At 33.9% G+C, this 19963-nt stretch carries 19 protein-coding genes and 3 tRNA genes; 10 read left to right on the plus strand and 12 right to left on the minus strand.

The genetic code is table 11. From position 1 onward, the window contains the following. Positions 1-19: 19 nt before the first annotated feature. Entirely contained in the window at positions 20-919 is a 900-nt protein-coding gene (locus tag H611_RS0113590) for a MerR family transcriptional regulator (protein WP_027138903.1), read from the minus strand. 225 nt (positions 920-1144) lie between these two features. Between H611_RS0113590 and H611_RS0113595 the strand changes: the two genes are divergently transcribed. Then, complete coding sequence (locus H611_RS0113595; RefSeq protein ID WP_035483870.1) at positions 1145-3385, plus strand: tetratricopeptide repeat protein; 2241 nt, start codon at positions 1145-1147, stop codon at positions 3383-3385. A gap of 62 nt (positions 3386-3447) precedes the next feature. On the opposite strand, the gene H611_RS0113600 is transcribed toward H611_RS0113595, so the two are convergent. From H611_RS0113600 to H611_RS0113610, 3 genes are all read right to left on the minus strand, one after another. Continuing rightward, positions 3448-3520, minus strand: a tRNA-Lys gene (locus tag H611_RS0113600). Between the two features lie 138 nt (positions 3521-3658). After that, positions 3659-3743, minus strand: a tRNA-Leu gene (locus tag H611_RS0113605). A 61-nt stretch (positions 3744-3804) separates the two neighbouring features. Then, positions 3805-3877, minus strand: a tRNA-Lys gene (locus tag H611_RS0113610). Between the two features lie 145 nt (positions 3878-4022). Here H611_RS0113610 and H611_RS0113615 point away from each other — a divergent pair. Next, complete coding sequence (locus H611_RS0113615) at positions 4023-4544, plus strand: shikimate kinase (RefSeq protein WP_027138905.1); 522 nt, start codon at positions 4023-4025, stop codon at positions 4542-4544. On the opposite strand, the gene H611_RS0113620 is transcribed toward H611_RS0113615, so the two are convergent. Further along, a complete protein-coding gene (locus tag H611_RS0113620) occupies positions 4536-5039 on the minus strand; it encodes a phosphoribosyltransferase domain-containing protein (protein WP_027138906.1) in 504 nt (167 codons plus the stop codon). The genes H611_RS0113615 and H611_RS0113620 overlap by 9 nt on opposite strands. 31 nt (positions 5040-5070) lie before the next feature. Beyond that, the gene (locus H611_RS0113625; RefSeq protein WP_027138907.1) at positions 5071-5442 is read right to left on the minus strand and encodes an RNA-binding S4 domain-containing protein; all 372 of its coding nucleotides are present in this window, start codon (positions 5440-5442) and stop codon (positions 5071-5073) included. 170 nt (positions 5443-5612) lie between these two features. Here H611_RS0113625 and H611_RS14380 point away from each other — a divergent pair, with 170 nt between their 5' ends. After that, entirely contained in the window at positions 5613-6641 is a 1029-nt protein-coding gene (locus H611_RS14380; protein WP_051238820.1) for an FKBP-type peptidyl-prolyl cis-trans isomerase, read from the plus strand. Between the two features lie 68 nt (positions 6642-6709). On the opposite strand, the gene H611_RS0113635 is transcribed toward H611_RS14380, so the two are convergent. Further along, on the minus strand, positions 6710-7294 hold the full coding sequence (locus H611_RS0113635; RefSeq protein ID WP_027138908.1) for an outer membrane beta-barrel protein: 585 nt from the start codon (positions 7292-7294) through the stop codon (positions 6710-6712). 183 nt (positions 7295-7477) lie between these two features. Here H611_RS0113635 and tgt point away from each other — a divergent pair, with 183 nt between their 5' ends. The 6 genes from tgt to H611_RS0113665 all read left to right on the plus strand — a co-directional run bounded on the left by tgt (position 7478) and on the right by H611_RS0113665 (position 14724). After that, positions 7478-8608, plus strand: coding sequence for a tRNA guanosine(34) transglycosylase Tgt (tgt, locus tag H611_RS0113640; RefSeq protein WP_027138909.1), 1131 nt, complete (start codon positions 7478-7480; stop codon positions 8606-8608). A 7-nt stretch (positions 8609-8615) separates the two neighbouring features. Continuing rightward, positions 8616-9695 carry an LptF/LptG family permease gene (locus H611_RS0113645; RefSeq protein ID WP_084158193.1) on the plus strand — a complete coding sequence of 360 codons (1080 nt, stop codon included), beginning with the start codon at positions 8616-8618 and terminating at the stop codon, positions 9693-9695. Then, positions 9682-10587 carry a DMT family transporter gene (locus tag H611_RS0113650; protein ID WP_027138911.1) on the plus strand — a complete coding sequence of 302 codons (906 nt, stop codon included), beginning with the start codon at positions 9682-9684 and terminating at the stop codon, positions 10585-10587. The genes H611_RS0113645 and H611_RS0113650 overlap by 14 nt, the downstream gene beginning before the upstream one ends. Positions 10588-10729: 142 nt before the next feature. Next, positions 10730-11683, plus strand: a complete 954-nt coding sequence (locus H611_RS0113655; protein WP_027138912.1) for an acetyl-CoA carboxylase carboxyltransferase subunit alpha — start codon at positions 10730-10732, stop codon at positions 11681-11683. 168 nt (positions 11684-11851) lie between these two features. Next, the gene (dnaB, locus tag H611_RS0113660) at positions 11852-13399 is read left to right on the plus strand and encodes a replicative DNA helicase (protein WP_027138913.1); all 1548 of its coding nucleotides are present in this window, start codon (positions 11852-11854) and stop codon (positions 13397-13399) included. Between the two features lie 68 nt (positions 13400-13467). Continuing rightward, entirely contained in the window at positions 13468-14724 is a 1257-nt protein-coding gene (locus H611_RS0113665) for a hypothetical protein (protein ID WP_027138914.1), read from the plus strand. Position 14725: 1 nt separating this feature from the next. On the opposite strand, the gene H611_RS0113670 is transcribed toward H611_RS0113665, so the two are convergent. Continuing rightward, positions 14726-15178, minus strand: coding sequence for a hypothetical protein (locus H611_RS0113670; protein WP_027138915.1), 453 nt, complete (start codon positions 15176-15178; stop codon positions 14726-14728). Positions 15179-15284: 106 nt separating this feature from the next. Between H611_RS0113670 and H611_RS0113675 the strand changes: the two genes are divergently transcribed. Further along, positions 15285-15707: a secondary thiamine-phosphate synthase enzyme YjbQ gene (locus tag H611_RS0113675; protein WP_027138916.1), complete on the plus strand. Its 423-nt coding sequence runs from the start codon at positions 15285-15287 to the stop codon at positions 15705-15707. A 72-nt stretch (positions 15708-15779) separates the two neighbouring features. Here H611_RS0113675 and rplT read toward each other — a convergent pair whose 3' ends face one another. The 4 genes from rplT to thrS all read right to left on the minus strand — a co-directional run bounded on the left by rplT (position 15780) and on the right by thrS (position 19003). Then, positions 15780-16124 (minus strand): 50S ribosomal protein L20, encoded by a 345-nt coding sequence (gene rplT / locus H611_RS0113680; RefSeq protein WP_027138917.1) that lies wholly within the window; start codon positions 16122-16124, stop codon positions 15780-15782. A 101-nt stretch (positions 16125-16225) separates the two neighbouring features. Then, the gene (gene rpmI, locus H611_RS0113685) at positions 16226-16423 is read right to left on the minus strand and encodes a 50S ribosomal protein L35 (protein ID WP_027138918.1); all 198 of its coding nucleotides are present in this window, start codon (positions 16421-16423) and stop codon (positions 16226-16228) included. A 67-nt stretch (positions 16424-16490) separates the two neighbouring features. Next, a complete protein-coding gene (gene infC, locus H611_RS0113690; protein ID WP_169516001.1) occupies positions 16491-17039 on the minus strand; it encodes a translation initiation factor IF-3 in 549 nt (182 codons plus the stop codon). 29 nt (positions 17040-17068) lie between these two features. Continuing rightward, positions 17069-19003: a threonine--tRNA ligase gene (gene thrS, locus H611_RS0113695; RefSeq protein ID WP_027138920.1), complete on the minus strand. Its 1935-nt coding sequence runs from the start codon at positions 19001-19003 to the stop codon at positions 17069-17071. Positions 19004-19963 lie beyond the last annotated feature (960 nt).

Consider the following 19963-nt stretch of genomic DNA (forward strand, 5'->3'; position numbering starts at 1 on the left):
TTAACAAAATAAAATTTTCTTACAATTCTTTAACGAGATTTTTAATCGAGGTATATAAGGTTATCTTTTCAGGGAGTAATTCCGGTTCTAAGTTTGAGGTTTTTTTACCTAGAATAAACAACTTGTTATTTTGTTCTTTAAGCAGTAACGAGCTGAATTTTTCAAGATATTCCGGTATGTCTGATTCTTCAGGAGATACCGTAAAATAGGAGATGAAGGTAATGTCATTAAAGAATTCATTTAAATCTTTAAGACTTTCCATAGGTACGCTTTCTCCTAGAAAAATGGTATGATAGCCCTTGCTTCGTAGTTCATAATTAATAAACAATAAACCTATATCGTGAATTTCATTGTCGGGTAAGAACAAAACAAAAGTATTAGAAGCAGGTTTAGGTTCTAATAGTTGAAGTCTTTCAATATTTAGCAGGATTTTCTGCTTGATATGTATAGATAAAAAATGTTCATGAGCAGGTGTAATTGTGTTTGTTTGCCATAGTAAACCAATTTCATTTAATAGAGGTAGGAATACAGAATAAAATACTTCTTTAAAAGTTTTAGTTTCTAAAAGATTGTTATACGTATTGTAAAATAAAACCTGATCAAAATTGATCATGGCAATTTTTAAAGCATTAATAGCGTGGTTTTCAACTTGTGCTCTGGATGCAATTTCTCTCACCTTAATGGGAATTTCCTCTTCTTTTAAATTTGCAATTTTCGAAATTTTAAGTCCATTATTGTTAAGATAAGTTATGTTAAGCAGTTTTTGAAGACTTTCAATGCTGTAGTTTCTAATATTGGTATCCGTTCTATTTGGTTCAAGTAAATTATAGCGTTTTTCCCAAATCCTGATGGTATGGGCTTTAATGCCAGACAGATTTTCTAAATCTTTAATGCTGAAGTTGACCTTAATATTGTTCATTTAATATCTGTAAATCTTAAACAAAAATACAAATATCCTTTTAATTATGGTAATAAATTTAAATTTAATTCGTTGCAGTTTGATTTGTGATGTATAATATTTAAAAAAATGATATCATGAAAGTACTGTATAATCTAATAATATGTCGTTGCAGTTTTTGTTTCACATTAATATTTGGTTACTTTTGAGTTCGTTATTAACCATCTGTCCCACGATTTAATTTTTATGCGTTTTTTTTTCATATTTCTAGTCACTTTAGTCATTTTTTCATGTAAAAAAACTAAGGATGAATATATTGATGTTACAGCCGAAACAGATAAAATATTCGCTTCCACAAAGTTAATTCCAGATGATCATTTTTTAGGAGATAACACTTGTAAGGAATGTCATAGTAAAGAATATGAACATTGGCAGGGTTCGCATCATGATAAGGCTATGCAAATAGCTAATGATTCAACAATTTTAGGAGATTTTAATAATAAAATTTTTAAAAGCCAGGGAGTAACATCTCAATTCTATAAAGAAGGGGCTGATTATTTTGTGAACACAGAAGGGCCTGACGGTAATAATCATGATTACAAAATAGAATATACCTTTGGTATAAAGCCGCTTCAACAATATATAGTAAAATTTCCAAATGGGCATTATCAATGTTTAAGAACGGCTTGGGATAGTGTAAAAAATCAATGGTTTGATTTGTATCCAGATTTCAAAGTAGTACATTCTGAATGGTTACATTGGTCAAGAGGGGGATTAAATTGGAATAATATGTGTTCCGATTGTCACTCTACAAATGTTCGAAAAAATTACGATTTAAAATCACATAGTTATGACACTAAATATGCTCTTATTAATGTAAGTTGTGAAGCTTGTCATGGCCCGGGCAAAACGCATGTTGAACAAGCCAGAAAATTAGGAGCAGCCTATACTTCGCAAGACCATTTACACATGACTGCTGGAACGTCTCCCAAGTCCTTGGTAGATCAATGTGCCCGATGTCATATGCGCCGGGAACAAATATCTGAATATTTTAATTTTAAAGGAACAATGCTCGATCATTATTTCCCGCAGTTACTTGGTGATAATTTGTATTATCCTGATGGGCAAATTTTAGATGAAGATTATGTGTATGGGTCTTTTGTTCAAAGTAAAATGTATCAAAATGGTGTTACTTGTACGAACTGTCATGATCCGCATTCATTAAAACTGAAGTTTGATGGTAATAATTTATGTGCTCAATGCCATATACCGTCGAGTTATGATACGCCGAAACATCATTTTCATGAAACCGGAACAGATGGTGCACAATGTATCAACTGTCATATGACCGGGAGGTATTACATGGGTAACGATTTTAGACGCGACCACAGTTTTAGAATTCCACGCCCTGATCAAAGTATAAAATACGGTACTCCTAACGCTTGTATAGGTTGTCATGAAGATAAAGATAACGAATGGGCATGGGCCGAATATCAAAAGTTATTCGGGCAACCAAATACAAAACATTTCTCAGACCTTTTAGCTCCTGGATTAACTGGTCATGAAAAAGGTATGGCTTCGTTGATGGAGTTAGCTCATGATACTATTTATCCTGATATAGCTCGAGCTTCGGCAGTCAGTGCTATGAACAATTATTTAGATTCTAATTCAATTGAAGAAATGTTGACTTTTTTAAATGATGAATCACCACTTGTAAAGGCTGCAACATTAGATGTTTTAGGAAATATTAATGTGACAGATTATAATAATTATTTCTTACCACTTTTAAAGGATAATAAGCGTTCGGTAAGGGTTAAAGCATTTTTTGCTTTAGGAGCATTAGATGCTATGTTAGTACCAGAAAATTATAAGGAAGATTATGAAAAAGTAAAACAGGAATTTGAGACTAATTTAAATATAACTTCAGATTTTGTTGGAGGACGTATTAAACGTGCCAATTACCTTATAAAAAAAGGTGATTTACAAGGAGCTATTAAAGGTTATGAGAGTGCTTTAGAAATAGATAATATTAACAATATAGTACGAACCAATTTGGCAAATTTGTATTATCGCAATGGACAGTTTGATAGGGCAGAAGATGCTTTTAAAACAATAATAGAGCAGGAGCCAGAATTTGGGCAGACCTATTATTCTTATGCTTTATTATTAGGTGAATTAAATAGAATAGATGAGGCTATTACGCAAATGAAACTAGCGATTAAATATATGCCTGTTAATGTGCGTTTATATTATAATTTATGCCTGTTATACGATAAAGTTAATAATTTATCTGAAGCCGAATCTGTCGCTGTAAAAGGCCTAAAAGTAGAGCCTAATAACGATAGTTTGTTGTATGTACTTGCTTATATATATAAGAAGGGAAATCAAATAGAAAAAGCTAAAAATATAGCACGACGATTGGTGGAGTTGTATCCGAATAATCAGGATTACCAGGCGTTTTACAATCAATTAAATCGAAAAGAATAACTTTTTAGTTTTTAGAGGTAGTAAAGTAAAAAAGGTTAAGCAAATGCTTAACCTTTTTTCTGTGACCGGGCTGGGGCTCGAACCCAGGACCCTCTCCTTAAAAGGGAGATGCTCTACCAACTGAGCTACCAGGTCATTATTTTTTTGTGTCTAACTGTTTCCCGTTAGCGGGTGCAAATATCTATAATATTGTTTGTTTAAAAAAACATTTTTTAAAAAAAATCGAATTTAATTTTTAAAAAACTTAAAGTCAATGTTATAGTATTGTTAATGTGCGCACGAGAAGATTCGAACTTCCACATCCTAAACGGATACTGGCCCCTCAAGCCAGCGCGTCTACCAATTCCGCCACGTGCGCAAAATATAAAATGAACGTTGTAAAAATAGAAAAAGTTAAGCAAACTGCTTAACTTTTCTAGTGACCGGGCTGGGGCTCGAACCCAGGACCCTCTCCTTAAAAGGGAGATGCTCTACCAACTGAGCTACCAGGTCATTATTTTTTGTGTCTAACTGTTTCCCGTTAGCGGGTGCAAATATAAAACCTATTTTCAATAAAACAAGGCTTTTTTTCAAGATTTTTTTGTTTTTTTGCCATCGCAAACGCTATGTTTTTAATAATCAATTTATAGCATCACAAATGATTTTAAATTTAATTGGATATATGGCTTCGGGGAAGTCAACAATAGGAAGAATTTTAGCAGATAAATTAAATTATGAGTTTTTAGATTTAGACGATTATATAGAATCTAAGGAACACATGTCTGTGAGAGCTATTTTTAAAAGCAAAGGGGAGATTTATTTTAGGAAAGCGGAAACAAAGTATCTGAAAGATCTTTTAGAGACCCAAGAAAACTTGATCTTATCATTGGGAGGAGGTACTCCATGCTATAATAATAACATGAATCTTATTTTAGAGTCTGATAATGCCAATGCCGTTTATTTAAAAGCCTCAATTCCGACATTAGTAAATAGGTTAAAAAACGAAAAGAGTAAACGTCCACTTATAGCGCATATTGAATCAGATGATGTATTAACCGAATTTATTGGTAAACACCTATTCGAGCGCGCGCCATTTTATAATATGGCAAATCTTACCATTACTACAGACAATAAAGGGGAGTCTGAAATTGCAGATGAATTAGTTGACAAACTATTCTAATATAGCTTGAAAGTTATCGCCTTCTAAAATAACATCTACATGTTCGTGTAATGAAGTTGATAAGGAGATGCCCTTAAAATCGGCTTTAACAGGGTATTTTTTATGGTTTCTGTTTACAAGAACCGCCGTTTTAAACTGTTTTAGAGGAACGTTTAAAAAATGTTTTACCCCATAAATAAGCGTGGTGCCTGAGTTTAATACATCATCAATAAGTACTAACGATTTGTTTTGATAAGATTCCGGATTAATAGAAGTTTCTATGGTTTCCCAAGGCTGTTTTTTGTTTATAACCACCTTACAAAGCGTTGGTGCAATATCTGATATGCTTTCAAGAACATTTTTTAATTTTTCAGCTAACAAATATCCATTGCTATCAATCCCAGCTAAAATCACTTCTTTTTCATCTACGTTACTTTCATAAATTTGAAAAGCAATACGTCTAATTTTATGCGTTATTTCTTCGTGATTTAAAATTACGTTATTCGTCAAATTCATCTTCTAAGCTTTGTTCTTTTAAAAAGTAAAATTACTCATTTTCGGTTGTAAAATCATCAATATCGCGTCGATCTTTTTTTGTAGGGCGTCCAACACCTTTTTTTCTATAATAATCTTTGGAATATTTTAAAAGCTCTTGGGCTTCAAACTGTTCTTTAGGCGTGATATCAGTACGATAGATGTCAACTAATTTCGCACCAACACGACTTTCAGGAAGGTCGTTTACTTTAAGTTTGTAATTAATTTGGTCTTTTCTTAGTTCAATGGTGTCCTGTGGATAAACATCCCTGCTGGGCTTAACAACTTCATTATTTATCCTAACATGGCCTTTCTTACAAGCTGTTGTTGCAATGCTACGTGTTTTATAATATCTAACACACCATAAGTACTTATCTATACGCATATAATTATTGTAAAACTACGTTAATCTTATTGGGCAAGATTGCATTAAAATTGTATCTTGCGTGCTCAAAAATAAAGAATATTGATACATTCATTTATAAAATATTAGATACTTTTTTAGAATATTTTAATTTGAATTGTAGGTTTTAGCTATTGAAAATTAAATACCGTATGAAATTAAAAAAAATAAGTCTGCTTATTTTAACATTGGCCATGGCGTTTACTGCATGTAAAAAAGAAGATGATGGCTTTACTCCAATTCCTGAACGAGATCGCGATGAACAACAGTTGTCCGATAATGATTCATTAGTAAAGTATTTAGAAGGACATTACTATAATTCTGCAGAGTTGGCAGCATTATCTCCAAATGCCAAACTTGAAGATGTTATTATAACGGCTTTAGAAGAAGGAGAAACTGCGCCGGCAGACCATACCTTATTATGGGATGCTGTTGAGAAAATTGAGGGTTTAGAATATGCAGATACCGATTACACCTATTATATTTTAAGAATAAACCAGGGAGCAGGAGATTCGCCCTATTTTTCAGATAACGTATTGGTAAATTATGAAGGTTTTACCTTAGACAATTCTGTATTTGATGCTTCTGTAAACCCTCTAACTATGGATTTGACTACCTTAGTGCCGGGATGGAGAAAAGTAGTTCCAAGTTTTAACACATCAGCATCCTATGTTGATAACGAGGATGGTACTGTAACATTTCAAGATCATGGATTAGGCGTGATGTTTTTACCTTCAGGTTTAGGGTATTTTTCAAGCGGTACAGGTAACATACCTGCCTATTCTCCGATTATTTTTAAAATCGAATTGTTACAAATGTCAGAAAACGATCATGATGGTGATGGTATTCCTTCTTATTTAGAGGATATAACAGGTGATGGTGAGTTTGTTGTAAATCCGGATTTAGATGAAGACGATGATACCGATGGTGATTTAAGACCTGATTATGCCGATACAGATGATGATGGTGACGGCGTTTTAACCAAAGATGAGATTGAAATAGAAAAAGTAACAAAAGCGACGCGCGAAGAAATAGAACTTATAGAATTAAACGCCGACCAAGTGCTGCTTAATAAAATTATAGAAAATTCAGATGGTACATTTACAGGAACCATTTTAACTCTAAAAGATTCCAATGGAAATGGCATTCCGGATTATTTAGATCCTACTTATCCAGAATAATTAGATTGATAATTAAAAACAAAAAACCTCGCAATTGCGAGGTTTTTTGTTTTCTCTAATATAGAGATTTAAAGTATTAACGAGAGACTTAGGATTAATTGATCTGGTCTGGTGTCAATTCTACTTTCGGTAGAAATGATATTACTATTAATAAAAGTTACCTCATTTTCTGTGAATCCACGTTCATAACGCAGGTCGATGCCTAATTTATTTAAGCTAAATCCAATACCGAAATTAAGTCCTACGGTAAAATCTTTCTCTACATCATTAAGAGTAATACCATCAAATTCTGTATCTAGAATATATTGCAATGCGGGACCAGCAAAAACATTTAAAGGGCCAACCACTTTTACACCTACCAATAGTGGCATGTCTAATTTTTTCATTACAAAACTATCGTTATCATAGTCTGCTTTGGTTCGGGTAAATAATAGTTCAGGTTTAAAATACACCTGCTCTCCCGTTTTATAGAAGAATCCTAGGTTGTAACCCACATTTCGTTTTGGAGATTTGGCGTTCATTTCAATAGATTCGAAATAGTCGCCGTTGGCATTGTAGTTTACTCCGAATTTAAATCCGAAACCATTTGAAGATTGGGCGTAAATAGTTGCTGAAATTAAAAAAGCAGCACATAACAAAAATAGGTTTTTCATAATTAATTCTTTTTTAAAGTTTAGGGTTATAAATCAAAAACGTTGCCAAATATAATTTATTATAATAAAAGTTTGACAACAATGTGAGAATAAGTAATGCTAATAAAACTATAAATAGCAATGAAAATCAAATAAGAATTAAAAAAAATATGTAGGTTTGCCAATTGAAGAATAACTGGAATTATGCAATTTGAATTAAAAGCTCAAGACCCACAAAGTAAAGCCCGAGCGGGTAAAATCACACTCGATCATGGGGTAATTGAAACACCAATTTTTATGCCTGTTGGTACTGTGGGAACGGTAAAAGGAGTGCATCAACGTGAATTAAGGGATGAGATTAATCCCGACATTATTTTAGGTAATACTTATCATTTGTATTTACGGCCACAGACCGATATTCTTGAAAAAGCTGGCGGATTGCATAAATTCATGAATTGGGATAGAAACATATTAACCGATTCGGGCGGCTATCAGGTATATTCATTATCCGGTAACAGAAAAATTAAAGAGGAAGGTGTTAAGTTTAAATCTCATATCGATGGAAGTTACCATACTTTTACTCCCGAAAATGTGATGGAAATTCAACGTACTATTGGAGCCGATATAATTATGGCATTCGATGAGTGTACACCATATCCGTGTGATTATAATTATGCCAAGCGTTCTATGCATATGACACATCGCTGGTTAGACCGATGTATTAACCATTTAGAGAAAACACCTTTAAAATATGATTATAATCAAACGCTATTTCCAATTGTTCAAGGGAGTACTTATAAAGACTTAAGACGCCAATCGGCAGAATATATAGCAAATGCAGGTGCGTTAGGAAATGCCATTGGAGGATTATCTGTTGGTGAGCCAGCAGAAGAAATGTATGCGATGACCGATGTGGTTTGTGAAATTCTTCCAGAAGATAAACCACGTTATTTAATGGGGGTTGGTACGCCTATTAATATTTTAGAAAATATTGCTTTAGGAATTGATATGTTCGACTGCGTAATGCCTACAAGAAATGCGCGTAATGGTATGTTGTTTACCGCGTATGGAACTATAAATATTAAAAATAAAAAGTGGGAAGCTGATTTTTCACCTATTGATGAGATGGGGATAACCTATGTTGATACCGAATATTCAAAGGCTTATTTACGTCATTTATTTTCTGTTAATGAATTACTTGGCAAGCAAATTGCTACCATTCATAATTTAGGATTTTATTTGTGGTTGGTTCGCGAAGCAAGAAAACATATATTAGCGGGAGATTTTAGAGCTTGGAAAGATAAAATGGTCAAGCAAATGGATAATCGCTTGTAAGGAATACATGAAAATATTAGACTGGTACATATTAAAGCGCTATTTATTTACATTCTTTATGATGTTATTGCTGTTTATTCCCATTGGAATAACAGTGCATTTAGCCGAAAAAATTGGAAAAATCTTAGAAAATGAAGTACCTCTAAGTGAGGTGCTTTTGTATTTTCTAGACTTTACAATTTATTTTGCCCATCTTTTATTTCCACTCTTTTTATTCTTGTCGGTAATTTGGTTTACTTCAAAATTGGCTAATAATACAGAAATTGTAGCCTTTTTAAGTTCAGGTGTTTCTTTTACCCGTTTTTTACGACCTTATTTAATTGGGGCTACGATTGTTGCGTTCCTGGCAATTATTTTAGGGCTCTATTTAGCGCCAAAAGCGAGTGAAGGCTTTAATAATTTTTCTTATAAATATTTAAAGAAGGGACGTAAAGCTTTTGAAAATACAGACGTTTATAGGCAGATTAACGACACTGATATTATATATGTTAGTAGTTTCGATGTGAAAAATAAAAAAGGAAGAGATTTTACCTTAGAACATTTTGAGGCTAATGAACTTAAATATAAAATTTCGGCGAACAACATACAATATATTGAAGACGATTCTATTTACCGATTAACCAATTATGTAAAGCGTTTTATAGGGCCTAACGAAGATGAGTTAGAAATTATAAAAGCGCGAAAGGATACTGTATTCGATTTTGAAGTCGATGACCTGATTCCTGTAATTTATGCAGCCGAAACTAAAATGTATGGCGATTTAAAACAATTTATAGAAAAAGAAGAGGCTAGAGGTTCTTCAAATGTAGGGCGATTTAAATTGGTGTTATATAGAAAGTGGAGCCTACCAGTGTCTGTTTTTATATTAACAATAATTGCTGTGGCTGTATCTTCTATTAAACGTAGAGGGGGAATGGGAGTAAATCTTGCTGTTGGGATTTGTATAGCTATGGTTTTTGTGTTTTTCGATAAAATATTTGGAGTTATGGCCGAGCAATCTGATTTTCCTCCAATTATTGCGGTTTGGTTTCCAAATTTAATTTTTGGTATATTAGCTTTATACCTGCTACAAAATGCTAAGCGCTAAACTTAAGAATTATCTTCATCTTCATTTATTAGTTTTTATTGCTGGGTTTACGGCCATTTTAGGAGAGTTAATTACTATTTCGGCTATTCCCTTGGTTTGGTTTCGCATGTTAATGGCGGCTATTTTAATGTTTATTTACATTAAAACGGTTAAGGTGAAACTAGCTACGGATGCAAAATCTATTGTTCGATTTGCTTTAGCAGGCGTTGTTGTTGCCTTGCATTGGATTACTTTTTTTGGAGCTATCGATGAGGCTAATGTTTCAATTGCGTTAGCCATGTTTTCGACCGGGGCTTTCTTTGCTTCCTTTATAGAGCCTATTATTTTTAAAAGACGTATTAATTGGTACGAAATAGTGTTTGGAATTATTGTTATTATAGGAGTTTTTATTATAACCCAAAGTGAATTAAAGTATTTAAACGGTATAATTTTAGGCATTAGTTCAGCATTTCTATCGTCACTCTTTGCCGTTTTAAATGGTAGCTTTTTAAAGAGACATTCGGCAACAGTTATTTCTTTTTATGAATTTATTAGCGGTTTGTTATTTATCTCGATATTCATTTGGCTTTTTAAAGGTGGTTTTTCTATAGAGTTTTTTAATTTGGAAAGTTCAGATTATTTGTATTTGTTTATTCTGGCATCGGTATGTACAGCGTACGCCTTTATTGCTGCGGTTTATGTAATGCGTTATATAAGTCCTTACACGGTAGTTTTAACCTATAATCTGGAGCCCGTGTATGGTATTGTGTTGGCTGTAATTTTGTTTCCAGAAAAAGAAAAGATGAGTGTTAATTTTTATTTAGGTGCGAGTATTGTTCTAACAACGGTTTTAGTAAACGGAATTATAAAAAATATAAATAAAATTAGAAGAAGGACCATTACAAAAAGTTAATTGTTTCACTAATTATCGGATTATAACTACCTTTGCAATTAACAAATGTTAACCAATATTTCTTGTTTTTTCTTATTTTAAAATGAAAAAATATGTAGGTTTGCAGGCTACTAATTTTAATAAGCATTATTAAAAAATTCTTATGGAATACTTAGAATTTGAACTCCCTATAAAAGAATTAGAAGATCAACTTCAGAAATGTAAAGTTATCGGGGAAGAGAGCGAAGTCGATGTTACAGAAACCTGTGCACAAATCGAGATGAAGCTTAAAGAAACACAAAAGGACATTTACAAGAATCTTACACCTTGGCAGCGTGTGCAATTATCGCGACATCCAAATAGACCATATACATTAGATTATATAAGAGCTATTTGTGGAGATACCTTTTTAGAATTACACGGAGACCGTAGTTTTAAAGATGATAAAGCCATGATAGGAGGTCTAGGTAAAATTGGCGATCAATCGTTTATGTTTATTGGTCAACAAAAAGGATATAACACCAAAACACGTCAATACAGAAATTTCGGGATGGCAAATCCAGAAGGCTATAGAAAAGCCCTTCGTTTAATGAAAATGGCTGAGAAATTTGGAATTCCTGTAGTTACTTTGTTAGATACGCCAGGAGCTTATCCAGGTCTAGAAGCAGAAGAGCGCGGCCAGGGAGAGGCTATTGCTAGAAATATTTTAGAGATGACTCGTCTTGAAGTGCCCATTATAACGATAGTCATTGGAGAAGGAGCTTCAGGTGGAGCGCTAGGTATTGGTGTAGGTGATGTGGTAATGATGTTAGAGAATACTTGGTATTCTGTAATATCTCCTGAGTCTTGTTCGTCAATCCTATGGCACAGCTGGGAATATAAAGAACAGGCAGCAGAAGCATTAAAACTTACCGCTAGCGATATGAAAAAATTAAAACTGGTAGATGAGATTATTAAAGAACCTTTAGGGGGTGCTCACAAAGACAGAGAAAAAACGTTTTCAATAGTTAGCAATAGAATTATGAAATCCTATGAAGCATTGAAAGACTTATCACCAAAAGATTTGATTTCTAAGCGTATGGATAAATATTGCGACATGGGGGTTTATAAAGACTAACCCTATTGAAAATGCAGCATTAGAAAATCTGGAGTAAATAACTTCAGATTTTTTTTATGGTTATCCACAATTTTTATAACTTATTAACAGTTAAATTGTTAACAGGTGGTTAATATTCAAAAATTAAATTTTATTTAAAAACTCATCATTTTAATTACTTTCGTAGTTATGAAACAACCCGCTCAGATTAAAGGATACAAAGTCGATACAAGTAATTTAATCAGCCTAGAAAGAGGAAAGATACCGCCTCAAGCCATTGATTTAGAGGAGGTTGTGTTGGGAGCTATGATGATTGATAAAAAAGGGGTTGATGAAGTTATCGATATTTTAAGCCCTGATGCATTTTATAAAGAGTCCCATCAGGTTATATTTGAAGCTATATTTCAATTATTCGAAAATAGTGAACCTATTGACTTATTAACAGTTGCGACGCAATTAAAGAAGAATGGTAAGTTAGAAATTGCAGGAGGTGATTATTACCTGATCACTTTAACCCAAAAAGTATCTTCTTCGGCGCATATTGAGTTTCATGCGCGCATTATTCTTCAGAAATTTATTCAACGTAGTTTAATTAAAATTTCTAATGAAATTATTGAGGATTCATACGATGAAACTAAAGATGTTTTTGATTTATTAGATAAAGCGGAAGCTAAATTATATGAAGTTACCCAAGGGAATATTAAAAAATCTAGTGAAACTGCTCAGGATTTAGTTATTCAGGCCAAAAAGAAAATTGAAGAGATTTCTAATAAGGAAGGTTTGAGTGGTATTCCTACAGGATTCACAAAACTTGATAAATTAACATCGGGTTGGCAGCCTTCAGATTTAATTATTGTGGCAGCACGTCCTGGTATGGGTAAAACAGCCTTAACGCTGTCTATGGCTCGTAATATTGCTGTAGATCAAAATATACCAGTGGCATTCTTTTCGCTCGAGATGGCCTCAGTACAGCTAATTACGCGTTTAATATCAAGTGAAACCGGGTTGTCTTCGGAAAAACTTAGAACCGGTAAGCTTGAAAAACATGAATGGGAACAGTTAAACGTAAAAGTAAAGGATTTAGAAAAAGCACCATTGTATATTGACGATACACCATCATTATCTATTTTCGATTTACGTGCTAAAGCGCGCCGATTGTCCTCTCAGCATGGTATCAAGCTTATCATGATTGATTACCTGCAATTAATGACGGGGGGAAGTAGTCATGGTGGCAACCGCGAGCAGGAAATCTCAATGATTTCGAGAAACTTAAAAGCTTTGGCAAAAGAGTTAATGGTTCCTGTAATCGCTTTATCACAGCTTTCTCGTGCGGTAGAAACACGTGGGGGAAGTAAACGACCCTTATTATCAGATTTACGTGAATCTGGTGCGATTGAACAAGATGCCGATATTGTAAGTTTCATTTATCGTCCGGAATATTATAAAATTGATGAGTGGGATGATGAAGAACGTTCTCCAACTGAAGGACAAGCCGAATTTATTATTGCGAAACATCGTAATGGTGGATTAGAGAATATTCGATTGAAGTTCTTAGGACATTTAGGTAAGTTCGATAATCTGGATGATTTCGATTCGCCATTCGAATTTCATTCAAAAATGAATGACGGGCCAGGTGGCGATGATCCGTTTAGCTCAGGAAATAATTTTAAAGCAGATCCAAGTCAGGCATTTGGTAGCTCATTTAATGAGCCGGATGATAACGACGTACCGTTTTAAGGTTATTTATTTTTAATATTTTTCTTAAGCATTATAGCGGCATACTTTTTTTGTTTAACTTTCGGTCTATGAAAAAGGTAATCTTACTTATTTTTTTGTTTTTTGGACTGAATACATATGCTTCTTATGTATTGATTCCAATGGATGCGGAAAGTCAAAAAAATCATTTAAAAGCTTACGGATTAACTTATTGGGTTTTAAGTAAACAAATGAAATTAAAATGGCTCCTTAATTATCGCGGAGGCTCTTTTCTGTTACCTGATACCGAAGCAATTCAAAGAGAATGTCAAATACGAGGAGTTTCCTTCGAAATTTTATCTAATGCTAAAACAGAACGTATTCTTGAGGAAATAAGTAGTCCTAGTCAGAATATGGAAGCCGTAGTTTTAGAAAAGGCACCTAAAATTGCAGTTTATACCCCCACCAGTAAGCAACCTTGGGATGATGCGGTAACTATGGTTTTACAATATGCGGAAATTCCTTATGAAACCGTTTATGATGAAGAAGTTCTAAACGATGGACTTTTGGTTTTTGATTGGTTGCATTTACATCACGAAGATTTTACAGGTCAATACGGAAAGTTTTATGGCGCATATAGGGCTGCTTCCTGGTATATTGAGGAAAAGCAGGCAGCAGAAGCTTTAGCTGAAAAGTTAGGATATGCCAAAGTGTCTCAGGAGAAATTAACCGTTGCTTTAAAAATACGGGATTATGTAATTGGTGGAGGCTTTATGTTTGCTATGTGCAGTGCAACTGATAGTTTCGATATTGCATTATCCGCTGAAGGTATTGATATATGTGAACCGATGTTTGATGGCGATGGGAGTGATTCTGGCTATCAGAATAAAATTGATTTTTCAAGAACATTTGCTTTCACGAATTATACCCTCGAACGTAATCCAATGATTTATGAGTTCTCATCAATAGATACAACAAGAAAGCGTATGGTACCGCGTACTTCCGATTACTTTTCCTTAATGGAATTTTCTGCAAAATGGGATCCCATTCCAACCATGCTTTGTCAAAATCACACGGCCTTAATAAAAGGGTTTATGGGACAAACCACCGCATTTACTCGTGAAGAAATAAAGTCGAATGTGTTAGTTATGGGAGAGAATAAGGCTAATGGTGAAGCGAAATACATACATGGTATTAAAGGCAAAGGTTTTTTTACCTTTTATGGAGGACACGATCCTGAAGATTATCAGCATAGAGTAGGAGATGCTAAAACGGAGTTAGATTTGCATCCCACATCGCCAGGATATCGCTTAATACTTAATAATGTATTGTTTCCTGCGGCTAAAAAGAAGAAGCAAAAAACCTAAGTTATTCTTCGTAAACAACAACTTCTTGTAGAGTGTATATGAAACCATCGGCACCAATTGAATTGTCCGAAGTTTTATTTTGATCTATAATCATTTTGGTATTAGAATCCGTAAATGAAAAGTGACCGTATTCGGTACCATTAATGGTTATATAATAATTTACGTTATCATTAGTTATTAGTTGATAGGAATAGTTGCCTGAATCTAAACCATCTTCAAGGTTGTCATTCGTATTGTTATTTGTTACAGTTACTGTTCCAGAATCTTCATAAAATTTCCATATAATTTCTTCTAAATCAAAATTGTTATTCACACCTTGAATACCACCATAAGCATTTATTAAATGCCAGCTTCGCTGAGATGGAGGAATGATAATATCATTGTTACTGTCTGATTTTAGTGTGCAACCGGATATAATAACAATAATTAATAAAAGAAGTGAAATCTTTTTCATAATTAATAGCTTTTTTAAATAGATGATTTTCTTCAATAATGGTTGCGTATGGAAGCTTATTATTTTAAAAGAAATTATATTTTTAAACCTAAAAAATATTTACGACGTGAAATTTTATCAAAAGGAAATAAAATTACCGGCACGGCGAAGGGGATTTCATCTAATAACTCGTGAAATTGAGCATGCTATGCCTGAAATTAAAGAGATAAAAGTGGGGCAGTTGCAGGTATTTATTAAGCACACATCGGCCAGTTTAACAATTAATGAGAATGCTGATTCGACCGTAAGGGGAGATTTTGAAAGCCATTTTAATATTATGGTACCTGAGAATGCGCCTTATTATATACATACTTATGAAGGGCCTGATGACATGCCTGCCCATATAAAGGCTTCGCTATTGGGAACTTCGGTTCAGATTCCCATTACGAATGGTAAATTAAATCTTGGCATTTGGCAAGGGGTTTATTTGTGTGAGCATCGAGATTATGGAGGCTCAAGAAAACTGGTCCTAACAGCTTTTGGACAATAAAAAAAATCCGATTCAATGAAGAATCGGATTTTTATTAAGCGAACTAATATGTTTTACAATAGGCGGAACGCCTTATTTTACTTTCTCTACTACTGCTTTAAAAGCGTCAGGGTTATTCATAGCTAAATCGGCTAAAACCTTACGGTTTAATTCGATATCGTTAGCTTTTAATTTCCCCATGAATTGAGAATAAGATAAACCATGTAATCTGGCTCCAGCGTTAATACGCGTAATCCATAATGCACGGAATGTTCTCTTTTTGTTTCTACGGTCTCTGTACGAGTATTGCATCGCTTTATCAACCGCATTTTTTGCTACTGTCCAAACGTTTTTACGTCTTCCAAAGTAACCTTTTGCTTGTTTTAGAACCTTTTTTCTTCTGGCTCTTTTTGCTACAGAATTTACTGATCTTGGCATAATTTTAAATGTTTTTTGTAGTAGGCGACAGATTTAACTATACTTTTATTTTGAGCCTAACTCCAGGGTTTATAATTTATTTTAACCGGTTAAAACAGCTATTACTTTAAACGTAACATTGTTTTAACATTGTTCTCATCTGCTTTGTCAACCAAAGTATCATGAGTTAAAGCTAATTTACGCTTCTTAGACTTCTTTGTTAAGATGTGACTTTTAAAAGCGTGCTTTCTTTTAATTTTACCAGTACCCGTTAACTTGAAACGTTTTTTGGCACTAGATTTAGTTTTCATTTTAGGCATTTTCTTTTCCTAGGTTTTAATTATTTCGCTTAATTATCTTCAGTACTGAATATTTTCAGTATCGTTATTACTTTTTAGGAGCAATAAACATGGTCATACGTTTACCTTCTAACTTAGGCATCTGTTCAACTTTACCATATTCTTCAAGATCTTGAGCTAATCTTAATAATAAAATTTGCCCTTGTTCTTTAAATATAATTGAACGGCCTTTAAAGAATACAAATGCTTTTAGCTTGGCGCCTTCTTTTAAGAATTTTTCAGCATGCTTCTTTTTAAACTCATAGTCATGATCATCGGTTTGTGGTCCAAAACGAATTTCCTTGATAACTACTTTAGTTGCTTTTGCTTTAATAGCCTTGTCTCTTTTCTTTTGTTCGTAAAGGAACTTTTTATAGTCCATAATTTTACAAACAGGTGGATCGGCATTAGGTGAAATTTCAACTAAGTCGAACCCTTGTTCTTCAGCTATTTTTAGAGCGTCTCGAGTGGAGTAAATACCCACTTCAACATTGTCACCAACAAGACGTACTTTTGGTGCATTAATTTTCGAGTTAATTCTGTGTTTGTCCTCTTGCGAAACCCTTCCGCGGGGCTGTGATCTTCTTCTAATTGCTATGGCGTTATCTTTTTTTAGTTAAACTTCAATTAAAACGGTTTTAACGTTTTGCTTATTTCTTCTGTTATAATTCTGGAGAAGTCTTCAATAGAAATCATTCCTAAATCTTCTCCTCCGTGCTTACGCACAGTTATTTTGTTTTCTGCTTCTTCTTGTTCACCGATTATAATCATATACGGGTATTTTTGCATTTCGGCTTCCCGAATCTTTTTCCCGATAGTTTCATTACGGTGATCTACAAGGGCGCGAATTTCGTCATTTTCTAACAAATTTAAAACTTTTTCCGAGTATTTTTCATATTTCTCGCTAATTGACAAGATGATAGCCTGTGTTGGCATCAACCAAAGCGGGAAATTACCGGCCGTATGTTCAAGTAATATCGCGACAAAACGCTCCATACTTCCAAATGGGGCACGGTGAATCATTACTGGACGGTGTAATTCGTTATCGCTACCTTTATAAGTTAGATTAAAACGTTCTGGTAAGTTATAATCTACCTGAATGGTTCCTAACTGCCATTGGCGACCTAAGGCGTCTTTCACCATGAAATCCAGTTTTGGACCATAAAAGGCGGCTTCGCCAGTTTCAACAGTGTAATTTAGGCCTTTGTCTTTGGCGGCATTAATAATGGCTTGCTCTGCTTTCTCCCAGTTTTCTAAACTTCCTATATACTTATCTGGATTTTCCGGATCTCTTAAAGATACCTGAGCTGTAAAGTTTTCAAACCCTAACGATCCAAATACATAAAGTACGAGGTCGATAACATTTTTAAACTCTTCATCCAATTGGTCTGGTGTACAGAATAAGTGGGCATCATCTTGAGTAAAACCACGAACACGTGTTAAACCATGAAGTTCTCCACTTTGTTCGTATCTGTAAACCGTTCCAAATTCAGCATAACGTTTTGGTAAATCTTTGTACGACCACTGATTGTTGTTATAAATTTCACAGTGGTGCGGGCAGTTCATAGGTTTTAATAAAAACTCTTCACCCTCTTTAGGTGTGCTAATTGGTTGGAAACTGTCTTCACCATATTTAGCATAATGCCCGGAAGTAACATAAAGTTCTTTTTGTCCAATATGTGGTGTCACGACCATTTCGTAACCAGCCTTCTTTTGAGCCGATTTTAAAAAGTTTTCCAGACGTTCACGTAAAGCGGCACCTTTTGGTAACCACAAAGGTAAACCTTGCCCTACTTTTTGCGAAAAAGTAAACAACTCTAATTCTTTACCTAATTTTCTATGGTCACGTTTTTTAGCTTCTTCTAAAAGGGTTAGGTACTCTGTAAGTTCCTTTTGCTTAGGAAATGAAATTCCGTATACACGAGTAAGCTGTGGTTTGTTTTCATCACCTCGCCAGTAAGCACCAGCAACACTTAATATTTTAACAGCTTTAATTATACCAGTATTTGGGATGTGGCCACCACGACATAAATCGGTGAAAGTAGAATGATCACAAAAAGTGATGGTACCATCTTCGAGATTCTCGATTAATTCCGTTTTAAACGGATTGTTCTTATATAAATCTAGAGCTTCCGTTTTACTTGCAGAGCGCATTTTAAAATCGTGCTTTCCGCGTGCTATTTCAAGCATTTTGTTTTCAATAGCTTTAAAATCTTTTTCGGAAACGCTATGCTCTCCAAAATCTACATCATAATAAAACCCATTATCGATAGCAGGTCCTATAGTTAGTTTCGATCCTGGATATAATTCTTCAAGAGCTTGAGCTAATACATGAGCCGACGAATGCCAAAAGGCTTTCTTTCCGGCATCATCTTTCCATGTGTATAAAACTAACGAGCCGTCGGTGGTTAATGGAGTAACGGTTTCAATAGAGGTACCATTAAAACTAGCTGAAATGACATTTCTAGCAAATCCTTCGCTAATGCTTTTAGCGACATCCATAGGTGTGACGTGCGCTTCGTACGATCTTACACTTCCGTCGGGCAATGTTATATGTATCATCAAAATATTTTAAATTCGGTTGCAAAGATAGTAGTATAAACAAATACATACAATATATATATAAGTATAATTTTTGTTGAATATTTTTTAGCTAGATATATAAGGATTGTATAAATAAAGTATTTTAAGTATTGAAATATAATTTAATATATGGGGTAACATGAATTTACAATATTTAGTACTTGTCAACACTGATGTTTATTTAAAATCATTTGAGCGTTTCCTTGCCGTTAGGTCAAGGTCGGGCTGTACATTCTATCTTTTTTATGGGTATTTAAATATGGGAGGGCGTGATGCAGGTTGTAATGTTATCTATATATAAAATGTATCATAGGTGCATGGATGAATCCCATAAAAAGGATGCCATTTCCATCCCTAACGCAGGATTTTAGGGAGGAGTATCATTCAGATTTTAGTTATTTCTATTTATTTCACCTTGTAACCCCTTAGAAATAAAGGTTTAGGGAATAAGTTTAAAAAATAGATTAAAAAAAGTTTGTTTGGTAATAAAAAAGGGGGGTATATTTGCACCCCGCAAACGAGGGCTTGGGTTCTTGTAAGTGGTAAGTTCATAGACAGGTTTTGGTAGAAAAAGGAGTTAAAAAAAACTTTTAAAAAAAGCGAAAAAAAAAGCTTTGTGAGAATAAAAAAAGCACTATGTTTGCAGCCGCAAAAAACGGCAATGCTGTTAGTGCGTAAGTTCATAAAGGAAGTAGCGATATAAAAGGGATTTGATGCTATTAATTGGTGTTAAAAAATAACTTTTAAAAAAAACATCAAAACTATTTGTGGAGTTAAAAAAAGGGTTTTATATTTGCACCCGCTTAGCGCTTAAAGGGCGTTTAAGATAAGAGAATAAGAAGTTCATAAACATATTGAATTGACAGCGTAAGATAATAATTGGAAACGGTTATTATCAATCAAGAGAGAATAAACCATTTTGAGTACTAGAGATTCTAA

Source organism: Gaetbulibacter saemankumensis DSM 17032, from assembly GCF_000425645.1.
Taxonomy (GTDB): domain Bacteria; phylum Bacteroidota; class Bacteroidia; order Flavobacteriales; family Flavobacteriaceae; genus Gaetbulibacter; species Gaetbulibacter saemankumensis.